Source organism: Sphaerospermopsis sp. FACHB-1094 (assembly GCF_014696195.1).
Lineage (GTDB): Bacteria > Cyanobacteriota > Cyanobacteriia > Cyanobacteriales > Nostocaceae > Sphaerospermopsis > Sphaerospermopsis kisseleviana.
Genome location: NZ_JACJPT010000002.1, coordinates 67,685 through 87,519, shown reverse-complemented (window position 1 = coordinate 87,519; position 19,835 = coordinate 67,685). Strand labels below are relative to the sequence as shown.

The 19,835-nt window shown below is 37.0% G+C and carries 18 protein-coding genes; 12 read left to right on the top strand and 6 right to left on the bottom strand.

All coding sequences use genetic code 11. The annotated features are described in order from the left end of the window. Positions 1 to 29: 29 nt before the first annotated feature. Positions 30 to 2,318: a hypothetical protein gene (locus H6F47_RS00975; protein ID WP_096573025.1), complete on the top strand. Its 2,289-nt coding sequence runs from the start codon at positions 30 to 32 to the stop codon at positions 2,316 to 2,318. Between the two features lie 152 nt (positions 2,319 to 2,470). Here H6F47_RS00975 and H6F47_RS00970 read toward each other — a convergent pair whose 3' ends face one another. Genes H6F47_RS00970 through cmr1 form a run of 6 tightly spaced genes read right to left on the bottom strand, consistent with a single transcriptional unit; the run spans position 2,471 to position 10,073 of the window. Continuing rightward, on the bottom strand, positions 2,471 to 3,340 hold the full coding sequence (locus H6F47_RS00970) for an RAMP superfamily CRISPR-associated protein (RefSeq protein ID WP_096573026.1): 870 nt from the start codon (positions 3,338 to 3,340) through the stop codon (positions 2,471 to 2,473). Next, positions 3,337 to 3,771: a hypothetical protein gene (locus H6F47_RS00965; protein WP_236103999.1), complete on the bottom strand. Its 435-nt coding sequence runs from the start codon at positions 3,769 to 3,771 to the stop codon at positions 3,337 to 3,339. The genes H6F47_RS00970 and H6F47_RS00965 overlap by 4 nt, the downstream gene beginning before the upstream one ends. Continuing rightward, on the bottom strand, positions 3,768 to 4,862 hold the full coding sequence (gene cmr4, locus H6F47_RS00960) for a type III-B CRISPR module RAMP protein Cmr4 (protein ID WP_015364339.1): 1,095 nt from the start codon (positions 4,860 to 4,862) through the stop codon (positions 3,768 to 3,770). Before cmr4 ends, H6F47_RS00965 begins: the two co-directional genes overlap by 4 nt. A 7-nt stretch (positions 4,863 to 4,869) precedes the next feature. After that, positions 4,870 to 7,641, bottom strand: a complete 2,772-nt coding sequence (locus H6F47_RS00955; RefSeq protein WP_096573028.1) for a CRISPR-associated protein Csx11 — start codon at positions 7,639 to 7,641, stop codon at positions 4,870 to 4,872. After that, on the bottom strand, positions 7,631 to 9,043 hold the full coding sequence (locus H6F47_RS00950; RefSeq protein WP_096573105.1) for an RAMP superfamily CRISPR-associated protein: 1,413 nt from the start codon (positions 9,041 to 9,043) through the stop codon (positions 7,631 to 7,633). Before H6F47_RS00950 ends, H6F47_RS00955 begins: the two co-directional genes overlap by 11 nt. A 10-nt stretch (positions 9,044 to 9,053) precedes the next feature. Continuing rightward, positions 9,054 to 10,073, bottom strand: coding sequence for a type III-B CRISPR module RAMP protein Cmr1 (gene cmr1, locus H6F47_RS00945; protein ID WP_096573029.1), 1,020 nt, complete (start codon positions 10,071 to 10,073; stop codon positions 9,054 to 9,056). 276 nt (positions 10,074 to 10,349) lie between these two features. On the opposite strand from cmr1, the gene H6F47_RS00940 reads away from it, so the two are divergent. From H6F47_RS00940 to H6F47_RS00890, 11 genes are all read left to right on the top strand, one after another. Beyond that, the gene (locus tag H6F47_RS00940) at positions 10,350 to 11,219 is read left to right on the top strand and encodes a bifunctional DNA primase/polymerase (RefSeq protein ID WP_190647383.1); all 870 of its coding nucleotides are present in this window, start codon (positions 10,350 to 10,352) and stop codon (positions 11,217 to 11,219) included. Positions 11,220 to 11,228: 9 nt separating this feature from the next. Beyond that, positions 11,229 to 11,696, top strand: coding sequence for a hypothetical protein (locus H6F47_RS00935; RefSeq protein ID WP_190647352.1), 468 nt, complete (start codon positions 11,229 to 11,231; stop codon positions 11,694 to 11,696). 1 nt (position 11,697) lies between these two features. After that, positions 11,698 to 12,132, top strand: coding sequence for a hypothetical protein (locus tag H6F47_RS00930; protein ID WP_190647350.1), 435 nt, complete (start codon positions 11,698 to 11,700; stop codon positions 12,130 to 12,132). Between the two features lie 32 nt (positions 12,133 to 12,164). Continuing rightward, positions 12,165 to 12,878, top strand: a complete 714-nt coding sequence (locus H6F47_RS00925; RefSeq protein ID WP_242027296.1) for a hypothetical protein — start codon at positions 12,165 to 12,167, stop codon at positions 12,876 to 12,878. Continuing rightward, complete coding sequence (locus H6F47_RS00920; RefSeq protein ID WP_190647346.1) at positions 12,857 to 13,564, top strand: prokaryotic E2 ligase family D protein; 708 nt, start codon at positions 12,857 to 12,859, stop codon at positions 13,562 to 13,564. The genes H6F47_RS00925 and H6F47_RS00920 overlap by 22 nt, the downstream gene beginning before the upstream one ends. After that, the gene (locus tag H6F47_RS00915) at positions 13,561 to 14,172 is read left to right on the top strand and encodes a Mov34/MPN/PAD-1 family protein (protein WP_190647344.1); all 612 of its coding nucleotides are present in this window, start codon (positions 13,561 to 13,563) and stop codon (positions 14,170 to 14,172) included. The genes H6F47_RS00920 and H6F47_RS00915 overlap by 4 nt, the downstream gene beginning before the upstream one ends. Positions 14,173 to 14,371: 199 nt before the next feature. Beyond that, entirely contained in the window at positions 14,372 to 15,247 is an 876-nt protein-coding gene (locus H6F47_RS00910; RefSeq protein ID WP_199291017.1) for a ThiF family adenylyltransferase, read from the top strand. A gap of 148 nt (positions 15,248 to 15,395) precedes the next feature. Beyond that, on the top strand, positions 15,396 to 15,713 hold the full coding sequence (locus H6F47_RS00905; RefSeq protein ID WP_137666666.1) for a hypothetical protein: 318 nt from the start codon (positions 15,396 to 15,398) through the stop codon (positions 15,711 to 15,713). Positions 15,714 to 15,931: 218 nt separating this feature from the next. Beyond that, positions 15,932 to 16,237, top strand: coding sequence for a hypothetical protein (locus H6F47_RS00900; protein WP_190647342.1), 306 nt, complete (start codon positions 15,932 to 15,934; stop codon positions 16,235 to 16,237). Positions 16,238 to 16,590: 353 nt separating this feature from the next. After that, complete coding sequence (dnaN, locus tag H6F47_RS00895; protein ID WP_190647340.1) at positions 16,591 to 18,024, top strand: DNA polymerase III subunit beta; 1,434 nt, start codon at positions 16,591 to 16,593, stop codon at positions 18,022 to 18,024. Between the two features lie 232 nt (positions 18,025 to 18,256). Then, positions 18,257 to 19,570, top strand: a complete 1,314-nt coding sequence (locus tag H6F47_RS00890) for a DNA polymerase III subunit gamma/tau (protein ID WP_190647339.1) — start codon at positions 18,257 to 18,259, stop codon at positions 19,568 to 19,570. Positions 19,571 to 19,835 lie beyond the last annotated feature (265 nt).

The following is a 19,835-nucleotide window of genomic DNA, read 5'->3' as shown; positions in this document are numbered from 1 at the left end:
AAATTCTGACTTAAAATGGATATATTAATATGTTTGATGAAAGAGTAACGCAATTAGCAACTGCTTATCAAAAAACTGTTGACCATATAATTGATGAACTTCAAATCACTGCCTCAGTATTAGCAGAATTAATCCAGGCTTTAATAGATAAAGCTAGAGAAAAATTGCAGCAAGAACTAGAAAACATATCTGAAATTGAAGTACAAATAGGAAGTGAGAAATATCGGCTTGTTCCCGATGAGGAATGTCCTGGTGCTTGGAAATGGGAAGCTGCCGAAATGTCTAATGTTCAAGCGCAGAATATCGCCAAGCAGTTAATGTTAACAGCAGCAGATAATTCTCAAGACATCACAGATATTGTTCTATATAATAATAACTCTTCCTTAGCTATCATTGCTACTATTGAATCAGGTGATAAATTAACTGTTTACCAGCAAGATAATAAAGGTAAGTGTTATCATAACTGGGTAACGGAAAATTTAAACACTGAGGAAATTATTGCTGTTGTCTATGAACCCATAATTCGTTATTTACCTCCTAGTCAAAATTCCACAAGTAATAAAACAGAGTTAAAAGAAGAGTTAACAACAATTGTTAATGAACTGTTAGGTCAACTTTTTGGAAATCAAGATATTGAAAGTGAAGTTTTTGATAATGCTACAGAATCGGAATTTACAACATCAACAGAAAACACCAGAGAAAGCATTGAAATAGAGCATGAATTTACATTTGTTTTAGGTTCACCATTTGAAGAAGAGACTTTCATTTTTTGGGATGAAAATACTCCATTACCAGAACCACCTGTAGATGATTCACCAGAGTGGGATGATGCCAGGGATATACCTATGGCTGAAACAACATACATAGAGGAAGAAAATCAGACTGATTTTACTGATAAACAAGTTTCGACGAATGAGATAAAAACTGAAGAAACAGTCACAGATACAACACCTGAAACTGATACTAATAAAGAGAAGAATTCAGATAAATTTGTTGAAACAACAGAGGAAAAAATTGAAACACCAAAGCGAAGAGTTGCTTTTGCACCAAACTACAATGGTGTAGTTTCATCTCCAGCAATAACTTCTCCAAATCAGAAATGGGTTAGGGAAGTAGAAGTTCCTATTAAAAAGGATGTTGCAGCTAGTTGGCAAAAATTTCTAGGTTTGAACTGGCTGAAAATGCGGCATAAACTTAAAGTTGAAAATGCCAGAATTTCTGAAGCAGCAGTTGAACTTCTCAAAGCTTATGGAGAGACATTAACTGATGGTTCTAGAATTTACAGAAGTGATGCTTTTGTAATTAGAAAAGAAGGTGACAAGTATAGTATCCATCATCGCCGTGATGAATTATCTAACTTTTCTCATTCTCTAATGGAATTTACTGTCAATTCTCGTCAGGATATAAAAATTAAAGTTCCTCCTACACAAATGTTAGCAGTAGAAAGACAGGAGTTTTTGATACTAGCTGAGAAGATTTCGGGTGAGAAGAAATTACCACAGCTAGAAAATGCGGATATCAGAGATATTGCTAACCAACTAGGTTCTTTAGCACCTGCTGGCACTTTTGCAACGTTGGAAAGTTTTAGAAAGACTGAGGTATTGGGTTTACTCAATTCGGCTTTACAACAAGCTAAGACTGATAATTTAACTATAGGTGAATACACTATTTCTAGATCCAGAAATGTAGAAGCTGGGGTGGCACATTTGCAGCTACATAAAACTAATCATCAGGGTGAACAAGAAGAAATGGTATCTTTTACTCTCCATAAAACAGCAGAAGGTATTATTAAGCAGGTAGATTATCTTAATATTAGCGATTGGGATTTAACACAATTGAAGTTTATATCCCGCAATGCTCATTTGTTTGATTTGGAGAAGTATGGTTTAGTTGATAAAACCAAGGATGGTAGTAAGGAGGTTAAGAATATTGCTGATATACCAGTTCCTCTACATCCTGCACTTAAAAAAGTTTGGCAGGAAGTGGAAAGGGATAATTCTCATATTAATTCTTCTCTCTTTAATACAGAAGAGGTTAAAGCCGGTATTCGAGATAAGCTTGAAAAGTCTCAGGAGATGCTTTCTGTGGGTGAACAGAGGGAATTATATTTTCAACTTTTGGTTTTACAGAATTTAAAGGATGATGATTTGCTAAATAAAATACCACCATTGAGAGAGATAATGAATGATTTGGAAAAGTGGCGTAAGGAAATCATTGCAAATAAATATACTCCCAAAACAAGTATTTTGAGACAAAATATAGATGCCAGTATAAAATTTAATACATCTTCCAGAGAGGTATCTAAATTATCACTCTAAACAGCACTAAATTAAAAACAAAGCTTTTATGCCTTTATTATATTTTCCGAACTAAGGTTTTTATTTTTACAAATTGCTGTACAATTTCCCCTTGGTTGAAATTGAAGTTTCCTTGTGGGAATTATGTAAATCAGGTACTCGAAATATTGGATCTAGTCGTTAAACTTCCAGATGCCGAATTTTTGAATCACAAAAGTGGATGGTTGCTTTACCATACTCCCTGGAGTCCAACATAGTCCAGAAAATGCCACACTTTCTCCTGCTTGATTAGCTACTTTCCATTCTCTACCCACCAACGGTTCAATTTCTCCTTGAACTAATAAATTTTCTCTAGTTTCTGTATGAGCCAAAAGTCTGCTATTTCCTATATTTTCTACTATTTGAATTACAATAGAGATATTTTCAGATGTCCAAGTATAGGCATTAAATATTTTTTCAGATTCTGTTATTTCTTTTATTTCTTTTACTGCAACATCACCCCAACCATAACCTCGCTCACCTCCCATCTGTAAACGATAACAAGCCTCTTTCCATTGTACCGCACACTCTTCTTTTTCAACTTTTTCAAACACATATCCCACTAGATAAACCTGTTTACCCTCATCCAAAGTACGAGGTGAAATAAACTCAACTTCATGTAATAATCCTGGCTCTGCTGCTTGTTGAGGATATACTAAAGCAGTGCTGGCATAACTACTTAAAAAACAGCGCCGAAACAGACTTTCGTTTTCGTTTTCACTTCCCCAAGGCCATTTAACTTTATAAACTCCATTTGATTCAATAGCAGGATAAAAGTAAGTAAAAGCTAAATTATCATCAACTTTTTTCCCGTAGCATTCATACTGTTTTGTATCAGTTGCAGGTTCATCAGTTCCATTACGGGTTAATCGCATTGTCAATGCACCCCAAAATACACGCCCAGTCAAATAAGAACGGGTACGTTGTACATTCCCCACTTTGCCACAACCAATATGTAAAGGAGATTTGAGTTTAAAAACTACTTGATAGGCTCTCCAAGTCAAAGGTTTCCCTCCTGTTGATTATTATTTTTTGCTGTTTCTTCTTGACGAGCTTTTGCACCATAACGAGCATAAATCAACATTTGCTCTAATATTTCTTTTGTAAGTAATAATCGTTCTAAATCTTGAGTTACATTATCAGTAATATGTTTGAGTACAACACTGGAAGTAAGATCATTGGTTCCATTTTTTTGAGGTTTATTCCACTCAAAACCTAGTTTTTGTAATAGATTTAGCATTTCTTGAACTACAGCTTGACCATTAGCTTTTTCCTTAGCTAGTAAATAAAGAAAACAAGCATATACGCCATCTTCTTGTAAAACACCTAATGCTTTTGTGACTGTATTTTCTATATCACTAACTTTTTGATTTTTGGTATTAGTAATAATTGATTGTGCGTGTTGTGCCGCGAGGCGATCAAGATTAGCCATCATGCTTGACCTCCTTCAGTAGTTTCTATAGATGATCCAGAAGATGTTTGTTGATTACTCTGCAACGGGTTAAATAGTTCTTGAAGTTCAACAGTCTTAGGATCGCCAATCATTGCCATTCTTCCAAAACCCCGCGTTCCCATACCACCAACTCCCAGCCATTCAATCATTTTCAAACCAGATTTAACTACGCATAATGGACATTGCCAAGCACCTCCGGGTAAAGGATTTTTTGTTCCATCTTCCTTAAGCTTACCTGTTTCCTTAATTTCACCTAATGACCATCCTTTTTCACCACTGCGGTAATCATCTAAAACAACATCTGCGGTAAGAAAAGTAGCACGGGGAATGGCTTCATAAGTAAACAATGCCCCATCGTTGGCTGCACCAGTTTCTGGGTTAATTGCGACAGATGTTCTGACTTCTAAATTACTATTTACTACTTGGCTAAAAAGAGCATCTTTAACAATAACAATTTTGTTGATGGCTTTGTAGCGTTTATCATTTTGCCATTGAGGAGGTGCTTCTATTTCTGCTTTTATCTCAGCATTCAGCATTAACCAGCCTAGATTTAATCGTTTATCAGGTTTATCCGAATTATCCCAATTCAAAATAACAGTTTCAAGATTATCTGGCTCATCAGGTAAGTTAGTAAACCCTGCATCATCTAATCGCTCTCTCGTACTCACCCACACGGGACCGACCATTGAATGCACAGGGAATAGCAAAATGTGAGCATCAAAAATATTTACAACACCTGAGTAAGCAATCTCTTTCTTTTTAGGGTTTGGATTACCAGTTTGTGGATTATCACTATTACCTGAATGTAAATAACCAAAGGTGTAACAGATTGGGTTATTTTCAGGATTTTTAACATATTTTTGATCTTGTCCTGCGGCTTCGGGGGTTTCATATAACTGTGCTGCATAGGATCGCGCCGCACCATGTAAACTTGTACCGGGAATTTTCGGAATTTTAGTTCCTGGTTCTCGCACGATGCTATTATCAACTCGTCCTAAACGATAGCCTCCTGTACCGATATGAACAGGATCGAGAGTCATAAATAGGTAACGTTGTCGTTTGTAAGTTGCCATTAGTGTTTTACCGTTCTTTTAAAATTTCCATATACAAGTCTGTTATGTCTGCCAGTTCTCCTCGCACTGCTGCATTAATTAGTAGCTGGCGATTTTCTTGAGGAATATCTATCCATTTTTTATAGTCTTTAGTCCAAGCTGTATTAGCTAGTGTATCAGTGACAAACTGCTCAAATATTTTATCTTTCCATGATTCTTGTTTTATATCTTCCCCGTACCAGATATCACGGGTGGCTTCAATGCTGTAAATCACCTGATGACGCTGGGAGGTTTCGAGGTTTTTGAGAATTTTCCAGAGTGTTTGAATACGGTCTAGGTCTTCGAGGTAGAAGGGGCGAGTTTTGCGGGGACGGCGGTCTTTTTCGTCGTAGTGAATATCGAACCGTCGGGCGGTGCTGTCGAGGTATTCAAAGTCAAAGGTGGAGGGGGTAAAATAAATTTGGTCGCCTTCTTTTAAATCCCCAGCGTGAACTAACCAACAGGGTTCAGTTATACCAGGTCGCTGACTTTTGATTTTGCGCGATCGTCCATCTACTTCTTGATCATCTTTTGTTTTTACAAAAACGTAAGGATACCAATTATCATCTGTTGTTCCATCTCCCATTTTGTTAGGAACGTGCCAGGTGATTTTGCGATCGCCTTGAATTAACTCTGTATCGCTTTCAACTAAGTTTATTAGGCTGATAGTGATCGTTTCTTCAAATTGCTTCGTTCCATTTGCTAATTTCTGTTTTTCAGGAGGTAGTGTTCCTTGAGTTTTTGATTGCACTTGCCATAATTGTTGACTACTAGATTTATAGCTCAACATTTGTCGTCCAGCGTCTAAAGCAGACCGGAGGGGAGTACGACGATCAAAGTAGACAACACCTAAATGTAAGGGTAAGCGGTTACGGACTTTGCCCATTTCTCGTTCATATTTTGTTTTTATCACCTCAACTACATCAAGAGATTTTTCTGCTGGAACAAGAGCCATAAATGTACTAGGTTCAGAGAGAATAGGAATTATAGGACTGTATTCTTGTTCCTCAAATAAAACATTATTAATATTTAACTTACCTGGTAATTTATTAGAGCTTCCATATCCAGTTGGTTCTTCTATAAAGAATTGTTGATAACGTAACTGTTCAGCAATAAATTCAGCAGCTGATTCAATTTTTGAGTATTGTTCAGATTTAGCACCTAATTTCTTAGCAGCATAGCAAAGATTATCTGTGGTAATGAGCTTACAACCATTATGTAAAACACTTAGTTTTGTCGTTCCTAGAACCAGGTCATAAGAACCTAAAGACTGTAATTTAATCTGGTCAATATTATTGAATTCAATGCTAAGACGACCTTTTATTTTTGGTAGTTTTGTGTCTGCTAGTGCTGTTTGCCAAAACTGCTGAGTGGTACGCCAAACGCGCTGGATACGAGCAAAAGATGGCTTTTTTTCTGGTTCTTTAACACTTGGACTACACACAACCAATAAAGTTTTGATCATATCGCCACTCAGCCAATCATTCAAATCAAATTGACCAACAACTAAGGCTAAACGAGCATTATTATCAGCAACTTCATCAATCCAGATAGTATCTCTAGTTTCTATATCTTCTTTAGTTAAGTCTTGTAGCCATATTTTTGCTCTGTTACTGCGTCTTTCTAGGCAAATACTGCAAACATTTCTCGATTTTGCTTGTTCCTTTTTTTTCTTATCATTTCCTCCCCATCCCTGTGAACGAACACCACAAACTGTACAGATGTTAGAGATTTCTGATTGCCACCAGATATCTGAACAATCTTGAAAAGGAGTTATGTTAGGTAATTCCTGTTGTAATGCTTCATGTAGAACAATAGCTTTTTCATGTGATTTTGTAAGATAAACTTGAGGCTTTAGCTCTCCATTTATCTCAAACTCACGTTTCCACCCATTATTTAAGATTTGATTTTCAATAAGATTTAAAAATTGGTTGCCATCAATATCATTCTCTAATTCTGGCACTAAAAAAGCACTACCATTTTCATCTCGATATACTTCATTTCCTAATGCGTAAGTTTCCTCCAAAAGTCTACGGACACAATTTAGTGCTAGTTGTAATGATTTTTTTCTTCCGTGCAAATCACCAATAGTTAGTGATCTCTCTAAAAAACTGAGTCCATCAAACCTAACCGATAAAATACGCCACTTTAGGTTATTTTCAGTAACTTTATTCTCTAAAATATATCGAGCGGCTATTGCTTTCCAAAAAGCTGCTGTAGCTGCTCCCCACTCTGAAAGTCTTACTTCATTAAGAGGTCGCCTTGTATCTCCAACTGCATTATTAAATGCTTGTTCTATGTTATGAATAAAAATATCGCGCTGATCAATACTTTGAACTGCTTCCAAAAGTTTTGATGAATTTTCTCCTAGTGTAATCTCAAATCCAAAAATAGACCCAATGAACTTGCTTTCCTCTCTAAGTCCTTGTTCTTCTTCAGGCTTATCTACATGAGCAACATCATGACATTTCCCTAATAATTTAATACGCCAGTCTAAAGAAAGTTTAGCTTTAGAAGGATTTTTCCCTTCTTTTATTATTTTTGCAAGCGAAGTATCTGCCGTAGATAAATTAAGTGGATCTTGTAGAGAACATCCTTCGAGACTAGATTTGACACGGGGAGTAGTTTGACTTGGATTAAAGTTGTTCCCCAAGCTGATCCACTGCTTAATACACTTATCCCAATCATGTAGAAATGCAGCCACTTCTCCTAAAAGCAAAGCGTCACGGTTATCCGCTAAATCTTGTAAATCATGAGTCATGGCTGATTTCCTTTCTTTGGTGTAGATGCTTTGCTATTTCCTTGGTGCGATCGCCTAACTCACTCAATTTATTAAAAGAAACTTCAGTCATAGCTGGTTTTGGCGTTAGTTTAGGTTCAGGTATTATTTCTAATATCGCAGTTTCAGCTATAGGCCGTTCATTATCCCACCACTTTTTAGCCTTATCGTAAAGTTGTCCAGTTTTTTTCCCAGACTTTCCTTGTAAGTATCGTTCTTTAGACTTGAAAGTACCATCAGGATTTAGAAAATCTGGATCTATTTGTCCAGGTGCAACCAGATAGCGAGGTAGATCGGGTTCTGATGGTTTTACTTCTGGTTCTGGTGGCTTTAGCTCTGGTATATCAGCCCGAATTGCTAACTCTCCCTGACTGTCAAGTTGATCCTCCACAATTCCAAAACCACTACTGGTCTTTGCTCCAAAACCATAAACCGTGAGCATCGCTTTTACCCCTTCTGCCACAATTTCTAAATCTTTAGCAACTTGGCTCTCATCAATTGCACCAAAAGGTACGTACAAAATCATAAACTTACCTGTTGCCCTGATTGGAACTGACTCAATCAAAATGGGATTTTTGCCTGTACTTTTTTTGCGATCATGCGGATTAATTACTTCCAAGGCAATCTTATCAAAGAACGTTGGATAAAAATAAAGCCGACCTGAAAAGAACCCGGTTGAAGATAGATAACGTCTAATGTATCGCTGATACAAACGCGCCAAATCTCTACCACCAAGATTATCGAGATAACTATCAAATTTTTTTTCATCTATCTGAAATCCATTTTCAGTGCCAAAAAGTCGCCCGATACTAACTCTTTTGGCTACAAATTCTTTCTTTTGCTGACGTTGTTTTCTTACCCCTTCATCTAAACCACACCACCACCCTGCCAATTGTTGAAGCATTGCATTATGTAAAGCCCCTTTCCAGCTTGTTGAAGCAACCATTGGGGTTTGAAATACCTTGTCTTTACGTACTGGATTATCAAGTAAATGGAAGGAGCGATCATCTTTACTCAAATAGGGTTTTTGTAGTTTGAAAGGTACACACAGCATAAAACTGAGTGCTGGTAAATTTTCAAGTTCTGAAATATTGGGAATGAATCGAAAATCTTCTGGTATTTTTTTTGTAGTGAGATTCTTTTGCCAAGCATCACGAACATGATTTTTGAGATCAGAGTTAAGAGCCTCATACCACAAGTAGGATAAGTGAGGTTCAATTTTAACAGCATCTGTAGCAGCTTGCTTTATTTCGTTTCCTGCTTGTTCACACACACTTTTATTATTGTCTCTTTTGCCTTTTTTAAATTTTTCTGAGGCTAGTTCAAATTTATTCAAAGAATCAATTAAATGCTCTTTTTCAAAAGCATAGTAATCATATTGCATTGCCATCCTCCTATATTTTTAATAAGCTTTGCAGAAAGGCTTTTTCATCAATCATTTTTCCAGTTTCAGAATCTCTACCTGAGTTTATTTCACGCCAAAGGGTTAGATTGTGGTTATTCTTCAAGTGTTCATGAATTTTCTCTACAACCGTTTCTCGATTCCAGATAGTATTGTAAATATCTGCTTGTTGAGGAATATAACCCCATACACGGATTACTATATTTCCATTTTCATCTTTATAAGGTCGAGATATTTTAACTTTAGCGGCTATAACATCACCTTTAACTGTACCCATAATAAAATGACGTATATTTTTATCTGATCTGAAAAGTTGTCGTAAATCATATTTCAAATCAAAGGTACTTCTTTCATCAAAATTTGAATCTTTAGAATGTATTTTTGCAAGAAAAATGTTTTGTAACGAAGGTAGTTTTCTATCAGATTCACTTCCGTTAGTGAGAATGAGCCAATCGTATAGAGGCTGAGTATCAATAATGCCAGCACACTCAATTTTAATTACACCAAACCCCATCTGAGAACGCGCTCCTAAAGCCGACCAATCAGCAATAAATTGAATTAGTCCAGCAATAATTTCAGGCTTGAATTTTGGATTGAAGCTTTGAATTTTAATAATAAAAGTGCCATTTTTAGGGGCATTTGGAGGGTTAGAATCTCGAAAATACCATTTTAGCTTACCTTGATCATTTGTATAAGTTCGATCTGCTGTAATAGTATGCTTAATTTGTGCATCAGAGATTTCAATCTCCTGTACCTCCAGACGAAACTGACGTTTCCAACCAGTTGCGCCAAACACTTCGCAGACCTTACAAAGTCCATTGTTAGGCTTCTTGGAATCGTATGAGCATTTTTGCTCAGTCGGATCACAGACCACACCCCCCATCCCGCGCACCAGAACCTCCATCCACCAGCGCAGACTACCAAGCAGTCCGGTTTCGTGAATGCGATCGCACTTTCCGGCCTCAATACCGCCTGTCCAGATTGGAGTGAGAGTTTTAATTTTTACTTCCATTGCCACTATCTGATACCCTTCACCAAGCGTATCCAATTTTTGAAGTTTTGGCTATAAAAGCAACTGTATCTACTGAATTTTATAGTAAGTCTGCTAACGCAGACTTAGCTAAAGAAATCAACAACTAAATTAACTACTGTTGTTTACTTCACTCTTTGCACAAGCAGCAAATCATACACCAAAAGCACATTATTTAGGTTTAATAACTTTTCTTCCCTTTGCAACCCCAATCAAAATTAAAACCCATGCTGAAAAAAACCACAAACCCAAAAACTAATTGATACCCTAAAACTACTCCCCCCACACTGGCCTATCATCCCCACTCAGGGAAAAAGACCATTAGGGTATCAATGGGAACAACACCCCTGGTCTCCTCAAACATTGCTGAACCAACTCCAACAATCTGAAAAAGTCCCAGTCAGAAACCGCTATCATGGTTTTTACACAGTAACCCCCACAGGTATAGGTCTCCTTTGCGGTCAAAACTCCCAGGAATTTTTAATCGCCATAGACTGTGATGGATACAGCGCCCATGCAGCAATTATCGCACATCAACCACTACCGACCACAGTTGCATTTACATCAGGACGACCAGGACGAGCGCAATACTTACTGAAATTGCCAGGTAACAATCATCTTCACCTCAAATCCCGCAAAATCACCACCGCCCCCGGTGAAGTTTTAGAATTTAGAGGTACTAAACTACCATCAATACTTCCCCCCAGTATTCATCCACAAACAGGTTATTATCGTTGGCTGAGTGGTTGTCGTCCTGACCAGATCGAAATAGCGATCGCACCATCTTGGGTAATTGAACAGATGACCAAACGTGCGAAATCACCAAAAAGAGACTACTGCAAACATAGTAACTCCTTACCTACCAATCCAGAATTTACAGGTGAGGAGACAGAAACAGCACTGTTACTACTAGAAATTATTCATCCTCGCTTTGCAGATAAATATGATTCATGGATCAAGGTGGGAATGGCTTTGAAATCAGTCAATCCTACCCTGCTTTCTGCTTGGGAAGAATGGAGTCAGCTATCAGCTAAATACACACCAGGGGAGTGTGAATACAAATGGCAATCATTCAGGAAATGGGGTATGAATATGCAAATTTTACACCGTTTAGCTAATCTTTCCTAACTACTAATTATGTCAAAAATTGAAACTCAACAAATTGTGGATGCAGATGTTGAAGCTGACGATAACGATACTGATGTCACCACCTCATTCACAGAAACTGATGTTGTTAACCTAGCCTCTAAAAAAGAAGATAGATTTGATTTTAACAGCAACACTATCATCTTAGGCATCCAAATTTTACCAGCAAATCAACACGATTTACGACAAGTGTTAATCACGGCTGGAATCAAGGGAGAACCACCAGTCATACAAGTTAGTACACTGCATGAAATCGAAAAATATCCAGTAATAGTTGAAGTTCTCACAAAATTAAAAGCTCTCTTACCACAAATAGCAGAACAAGCCCAACAAAAAGAAGCTCAAAAACAGAAAATATCTGTCAACCAATCAGAGAATAACAAAATTGTCAATCCTCCTGATTTACCACCAACCAATACTCACAAAACTAAACCCTCTAATCAATTAACACTGTTTTAATATGCCTTACATTTTGATGATTGAAGGTCAAGAAATACCCATAGCTGATGAAATTGCAGCTACCGACGAAACTCTCCGCAATGCCCTGACACCATTCTATCCAGAAATTGCTCATGCAGAAATTACGCGAACGGATAAAGAAGGAATTACCCAAATTCGCATGGTCAAGAAAGCAGGTACTAAAGGTTTAGGTGATATCCTCCAAACTTTAATTACTAGCGAACATCAATTTAACCCAGCTTTACTATTAAGTTGGCAAATCAAAATGTTAGAAATTCAAGGTCATCTGAATATCGAAAATCTGCTGTTATTACAAGATGAACTAGAAACAGCAATTACCACTGGGAGAGAATGGCAAACTGAATTAGAGAAGAGTTTAAATATTCTCAAAAAATCTCCTCCTATACCTTCACAAATACCAATTTCCGGCTTCTAATGCAGTCTCAATATCAATTGGCTGCTGAGTCTTTGAAAAAATACCAGATTCCCCAAACTGTACAAGAGGGAATTTGGTATTTAGAAGAAATCAGCGAACAAATTAATTACCTCAGTCTCTACAAAGAACTATTCCCCTGTGAATGGTCATCTTCGACAATTCCCTTGAGACAACATTCCTATCCGAGTGTTTACAGCGACATAGAAATTGAGTTTTTGGAACTGGTAAATGAGTGGTTATTTCCCATAGAATACCACGAAGATTTTCGGGAATGCACAGAAAGATACACAGAAATTCCCGTTTACTCCCAAAACACAGATTGGTGGGAAATGAGTTTAGAAGAACTTAGCTTTACAGAACAATTTCTATTGTCACTTATAGGTTATGGACATCCTCAAGAAGATTGGAATTCTTGCTTTGGATTTATTCCTGATAAATTGGTGACTGTGGATAAAATCAATTGGGATAAACTTTCATCACTTTGTCAACAAACAACATCACCTTTGTCTCTACTTTATGATGTCATATCTATCATTGACCACAGCACAGAATGTATTTGGTTAGATGTCACCCATGCAGAATATGTCTCTTTTGAATGGGAACAAGAAGTGCTGAAATATTTAGCCGAACAATGGCAATTATGCCAAACATATTGCCAGAAAATGACAGAATTTTCAGAATGGATTGAATCTTCTATTGACCATAGAAAACAGGTAATCAAACTATGGAACAAAGCACGGTATTAACTAACATTTTACCTCAACTCAACATTGGTGATATCTCACATTCAATTATTAACCAAACTACTCATGCAGAAACACTAGCACATCTGCTATTTCTGCCAGGACAATACCTTCTAGTTTATAAAGAAGGAGAAACAACAAATTACAAATTTATCGCTCCTGCTGCGTTGAGAGAAGCTTTTGCTGCTGAACCCATTGATTCAGGTTATTTACCAACAAATACAGTGAGGTGGGGAAGATGCCACAAAGGAGAATGGTTATTGCAGTTTTATCCACCACAACGTTATTGCATCTCGTTAGAAAATATGACTTTAAAAATACCTATACCGGGGTTAATATTTGCTGGACGTAATCGTCAATATTGGATTTGGGCTATTAAGAAATTCGAGCAAAATTCTCCTCTGTTTTATGCACCATTACCAAATGTGATGGAGAACGGTTCTATCTGTTTTGGTGAAAATTCTGTTCCTAATTGTTCCCCTGAAAATATCATGCAGGTATGGCAATTATTTTGGCATAGTGCTTTCAATCAAGATTCGGTGCAGGGTAAATCTAAATCATATCCTGAAAATGTGCTATCGCATTTACAACAACTACACAACAACAAGTCTAAAAGATACCCCACACAGGATTTAGTGCCTTGGGGTAACAAAACCATCACCACTGCAATTGAGCTTATTATCTCATGACTATACCTGCACTCATCAATTATCAATTTGCCATCAGCACCGACTTACCACCAATAACAGGCAAAATGATGGAATACTGGGTAGCTGGGAACGGAGTGTTTGTCCGTGCTGCACGTCAAGGACTGTCTGCGTGCTTTCCTATCAACCAATGCAGTATTCGCGGTTTACCCCATCTCACACCCTACTTTCACCTGCAATATCCCTTGGTTTCCGCTAGTTTAGTGTTGCAAATTTTACAGTTAGCTCAAAATGCAGGACACAAGGAAATACTCTTTTATCTCTGCTTCACAGACGGCAAATGGCATCTGCACACCCCAGAACAAACTGCCACATCTACCAGTGTAACTCCAGTAGAGGCAACCAGCTTATCATATCAGACTGCGATGATTGAGGTACACAGTCACCACAGTATGAGCGCACAATTTTCTGCTACTGACGACGAGGAAGAAGCTGGAAAATTTAGAATCTTCGCTGTTTTGGGTGAAATTTTCACTAATCCCCATATCTGTGTGCGGTTGGGTACATACAGCCACTTTTGGCACATCCCTGCTAACTGGGTATTTGAATTGCCAAGCTGTTTAATATCCAATTCGGTAGCATCTACATGATTACAGCTATTTTCAGGTAAATCATAGTTTTTGTTTCGCGCAGAGTCGCAGAGAAACAAAGGCGCAAAGGAATCAATGTGTGGTTTAAATAGTTGAAAACTGCTGTAAACAACCACAAAGACGCAGAAAACGCAGAGGTAAAAATTCAAGGAATGATACCGCTACAAAACGGATTTGATGTCACAGATATTACACCATTATGAAATTAAACCTATCTTTTGCTCATTCTGTCCCACTCATGCTTCCTGCACATAATCACGTTGAGTTTATAGTTGTGGGTGCTGGTGGGACGGGTGGTTTTTTGATTCCATCGGTTGCTAAACTGATGCTGGAAATTGAAGCAAACAGCAACAAAACAGCTTCTTGTATAGTTGTAGACCCAGATATCATTGAACCTAAAAACATTCCCCGACAGAATTTTCAACAGTCGGAGGTTGGGTTATACAAAGCGGAAGTTTTAGCAGCTAGATACAGTTTAGGATTGGGAGTACAGATTAGAGCGATCGCTAAACCATTCACTAAGAAAATTGTATCAGCAAGATGGCGCAAGTTAACAGTAATTATCGGTTGTGTAGATAATGCTGCTGCGCGTGCTGAAATTAGCAGTTGCTTAGACCAAAATTACCCAGGTTCTCTACCACAAATTTGGTGGTTAGATTGCGGTAATCATGCTAATTCTAGTTCTGGACAGGTGCTACTTGGTTCTACTAACCAATTTACCTTAGAAGCTGCTTTTGATAATCTTCAAAAACCCAATTTCTGTTTTAATCTTCCCAGTCCTTCTAGGCAACATTCAGAACTGCTAATACCATTACCTGAAGAATCAAATTCAACAAGTTTATCGTGTGCTGAAATTCTAGCACGAAACCGCCAAAGCTTATTTGTTAATCAACAGGTAGCTGTTATTGCTGCGGAGTATTTGCTGGCATTAACATTAACTGGAAGTTTGAGAAAACTTGCAACCTATTTCCATAATACTACAGGTTCTTGTCGTTCACTATATACCTGTGTAGATTCTCTGCAAAAGGTTACAAATGAGGAAATCGTTCCACAAAATCGTTCAGTTTTAGTTTAGCAATACAGCATCAAATTACTCTCGCTGACGCGCTTCTTCCTTGGAGAAATTCAAGGGAGAAGATTATTTATAACACTTACGAAAATCCTTGAAACTCTTATTTTTTATGTATTTTAGGTCTTTGTAACTAACCACAGAGATAAAACCAATGCTCAACATTACTAGAGTACAACTTAGTGCTAGTGGATGGACTCTCAATATCCTTTCACCCAGAGTTGCTACTATCACCAGTCCTTTGGGACAAAGAAAAGTCACATATTTCGGTTTTGAAACTGAAGAAAAAGCAATCCAATTTAAACAATGGCTAGTTGAAAATACTGCCAATTCGTCTACTTATGTAAGAAAAGCAGAGCGATTAAGTCAAAATTGGGAATGTAAATGTTGGAATATACCAACAGATTTAATAATTCAAATCGCCGAGCTTGATATAAACCAACAAACCCAGTTTCAAAATCAACAAAATTAGTTCAAATAATAAAAATTCGAGCCGAAAATAACTAATTTATTTGCGCTACGCGCCAAGTATTTGATGATTTTAATCAGAAGGCGCGATCTCTTTTTTTAGATAGGCTTTCAATTTTAAAGAGGTGTATACAGATAGGATTATTGTATACATTAAACGCCTTCATTGTCAATCATATCATCATACTTTCTTGCCCAAAATTGTACAAACTCTATCTAAATATGAAAATATTCCATTCATTTACAGCCAATATTACCAAAGACACTTACGTCAGTTCATACAGCAATGGTAATAATCAATCCTGTTCATTTTTTGCTGATGGAGAAACAGTGACAATAAATTTTAATACTGATTGTCTTCACCAAGTACGAGAAACTATCAAAGCTCTCCAACAAATAGATCAGTCTCTTTCTGAACAAAGACAACAACAAATTGCGAATGAACTTGAACAGTTAAATACTCATCATTTCATGTCACTTTCTCAAAGTCATAACGGTAAATATCACACAATGGAAATCAGTTCATAAACATACATTTTCGTTTCTTTAGTCTTTTTTATCTTAATGGTGTTTAACGATTGATTAAAATTTACCAAACATGAATTCCAGAAAATGGGAGCATCCCAAATGTGTAAGTTTATTTTTGGCTTGAGGTCAAGACATGAAATGAACAAATGAACGAACCACGAAGGAGCGAAGGACACGAAGGTAAGAAGAAAGAAGAGAGTTTTCAGATACTTATTCTACATTTTTGCAAAATTGGTATGCTCCCCAGAAAATAATTGTCCTGTATACAAATTACAGGGTAAATAAAGGTGTTTAGTGGCAAATTAAGCACCTCTTATTTTATTACTTCATTGACATCAAAGAGCCGCACCCTTATGAAATTTACCATTTCTCAGAAAGAATTAGCTGATACCCTCGCTGTGGTTAGTTACGCTGTACCTAACAAACCTCATCATCCTATTCTCAATAATATATTGTTAGTTGCTGAACAGCAAGAACAGCAAATTTTAGTTACTGCTTTTGATTTGAGTTTAGGAATTAGAATTCAATGCAAATCTAGAATAGAAATAGAAGGTAAAATTGCTTTACCCGCTAAATTATTCACCCAGGTAATTTCAAGTCTCCCTAAACAAGATATTACTTTGGAAATTGTAGATAATGCGGCTATTATTACTCACTCCTGTGGTAAATGTCGCATTCAAACAGTTAGTCCTCAAGAATTTCCATCTTTACCAGAAATTGAAGGTAAGAATATTACATTACCAGCAATCAAATTATTACAAGCATTAGAAGCAACATTATTTGCTGCTAGTAATGATGAAAATAAACAAGTTTTAGCTGGAGTTCATTTTCAATTTACTAATAGTAGTTGGGAAGCAGCAGCAACAGATGGACATCGGTTAGCAGTTGTTTCTGGAACGATAGAAACGGATGAAAATTTAACAGAAACCACACAAGGTAATGCTGATTCCAATACCGTAGAAATCACAATTCCTCAACCAACACTAATAGAATTACAAAAGATTTTGGGTACTGTAGGAGATAGCAGCGAATGTATTATTAGCATTGACAATAGTATTGCAGTATTTACCTTACCCACTATCCAAATTACCACCAGATTATTAGAAGGAGATTATCCCAAATATTCAGCTTTAATTCCCCAACAATTTCAACATCAAGTTATTGTTGATAGGAAATTATTAGATCATGCTTTAAAGCGAGTGGGAATTGTAGCTGACCAAAAGAATAAGATTGTCAAAATTATCTGTGATTATCAGCATCAACAAGCAACTTTATCTACTGAATCTTCAGATATTGCTGGTGCTGTGGAATCTTTAAATATTAAACCCCAAGATGGTTATCAGCAACAATTAGTCATGGGGTTTAATATCAAATATCTGGAACAAGCTCTCAAATTTCCACCTACGAATGAGGTCTTGATTCATATCAACCAAACTACAACTCCTGTGGTTATTACTCCTGTTGATGGTATTCTCAATCAATTAATTTTGGTGATGCCAGTTCAACTTATTAATAATAACAGCACAGCAATGAAAGAAGATGCTGCAAATGATAATGAGGAAGTCGTAGCTACAGAACATATTTCCTCAACAAATGAAGTGAATGAGGAAATAAATGTAGCTGCTGAAGCAGTGGAAATAGAAGAAGATGTCAAAGATAAAAATGATGTGATGAAAACAGATTCTTCTGGACAGAAAAACACAGCAGGAACTAAAACTAATTCTCAAACTTCTGCCAATTCTACTCCTAAACCTAGAGGAAGGAAAAAGAAAGTCGCTGCTGCATAGAATGACTGAATCAAAAATTGCAATGGTTTAGATTTAGCAAACCAAACCTCAATACTTGTCAGTCAAAAGTTCTGCAAATATCTCTTCAACCCTAATTTCTCTGTGTACTCTGTGTCTCTGTGGTTCGTTACATCAAATCTGTTTTAACAACCACACCAAAAATTACTCACACCCCAAGCTTGTTACTCATACATAAGCTTGGGGAAATTCAACATATCTACTTTTGAAAAACATGACATACCAACCACTTCACCTGAAATATCGTCCCCAGTCCTTTGCTGAACTTGTTGGTCAAAGAGCGATCGCAACTACTCTCACCAATGCTATCACATCCCAACGAATTGCCCCGGCGTACCTATTCACTGGACCCAGAGGTACAGGTAAGACTTCCAGCGCCCGCATTTTTGCCAAATCTCTCAATTGTCAACATGGTGATTTTCCTACTCCCACACCCTGCGGACTGTGCAATTCTTGTACCAACATCTCCAAAGGTTTATCCCTGGATGTGGTGGAAATAGATGCTGCTAGTAACTCTGGTGTTGAAAATATCAGACAAATTATTGACCGTACTCACATTATACCTGTCAATAGCCGCTACAAGGTGTTTGTTTTAGATGAAGTGCATAGCCTCAGTTCACAAGGTTTTCAAGCTTTACTCAAAACCTTGGAAGAACCACCAAAGAATGTAGTGTTTATCCTCTGCACCACAGAAATTCACAAAGTTCCTGCAACAATAATTTCTCGTTGTCAAAGGTTTGATTTTAAACGAATTGGTGTTGAGGATATGATACAACACCTCAACCAAATTGTGAATGAGGAATTAATTGATATTACTCCAGAAGCATTACGTTTGATTGCACAAATTTCTTCTGGTTGTTTGCGGGATAGTCAATGTTTACTGGATCAATTGAGTTTACTAAATATCACCATTGACCAAAATTGGGTATGGGAAATGATGGGAAATGTACCTGAGTATGAATTGCTAACAATGGTGGAAAGAATTGCTGAAAATGATAGCGATTCAGTAATTAATATTATTCGGAATTTGTTGGAATGGGGTAAAGAACCTTTAATAATTCTGCAAAATCTCACTAGCTTTTATCGAGATATGTTGATTGCTAAAACGTCTCCTAGCAGTAAAGAAATGGTGATGCTAACTGAAGATACTTGGCAACAATTGTGTCAAATAGCTAAAAGTTGGGAAACTACAAATATTTTAGCAGGACAGCAGCACTTGAGACAATGTGAGGTGCAAATCAAATTATCTACTCAACCACAGTTATGGTTAGAGGTTGGTATTTTGGGTTTACTACCTGCTGCTAATTCCTCTAATTCCAGCAATTCAAATCAATTCGTTTCAATTTCTGAAAATCCACCTTGGATTAATTGGAAAACACCTGCTGATGCTATTGTTTGGGCGCAACATAAGTTACCAAATATGAGTGTTGAATCTTTACAAGAACATTGGAATTTATTGATTCCAGTAAATGGCAAGAAAGCTCCTGTTTGGGTGGAGACTGTACAACAGTTAGCGTCTTCTCGATAGAGATTTACAGCAGTTTTTGAAGAAATTAGGTACACATTTAGCGGGCAAGATGCCCGCACCACAGGAGTTTGATGATTCTAGTTTGTACCTCATTTGAATGAAATATGCTGCATCAATTAAAAGTTTACCTATCTCCTTCCTTTTCTCTTTTCTTCTTCTCTTGTTTTCTCTTCTTCCTTCGTGTTCTACCCTTCGGGAACACCTTCGGTGAACGCGCCTTCGTGGTTCATTCAATCAGTATTCTCTAAAAGAAAAGGAGTAATTA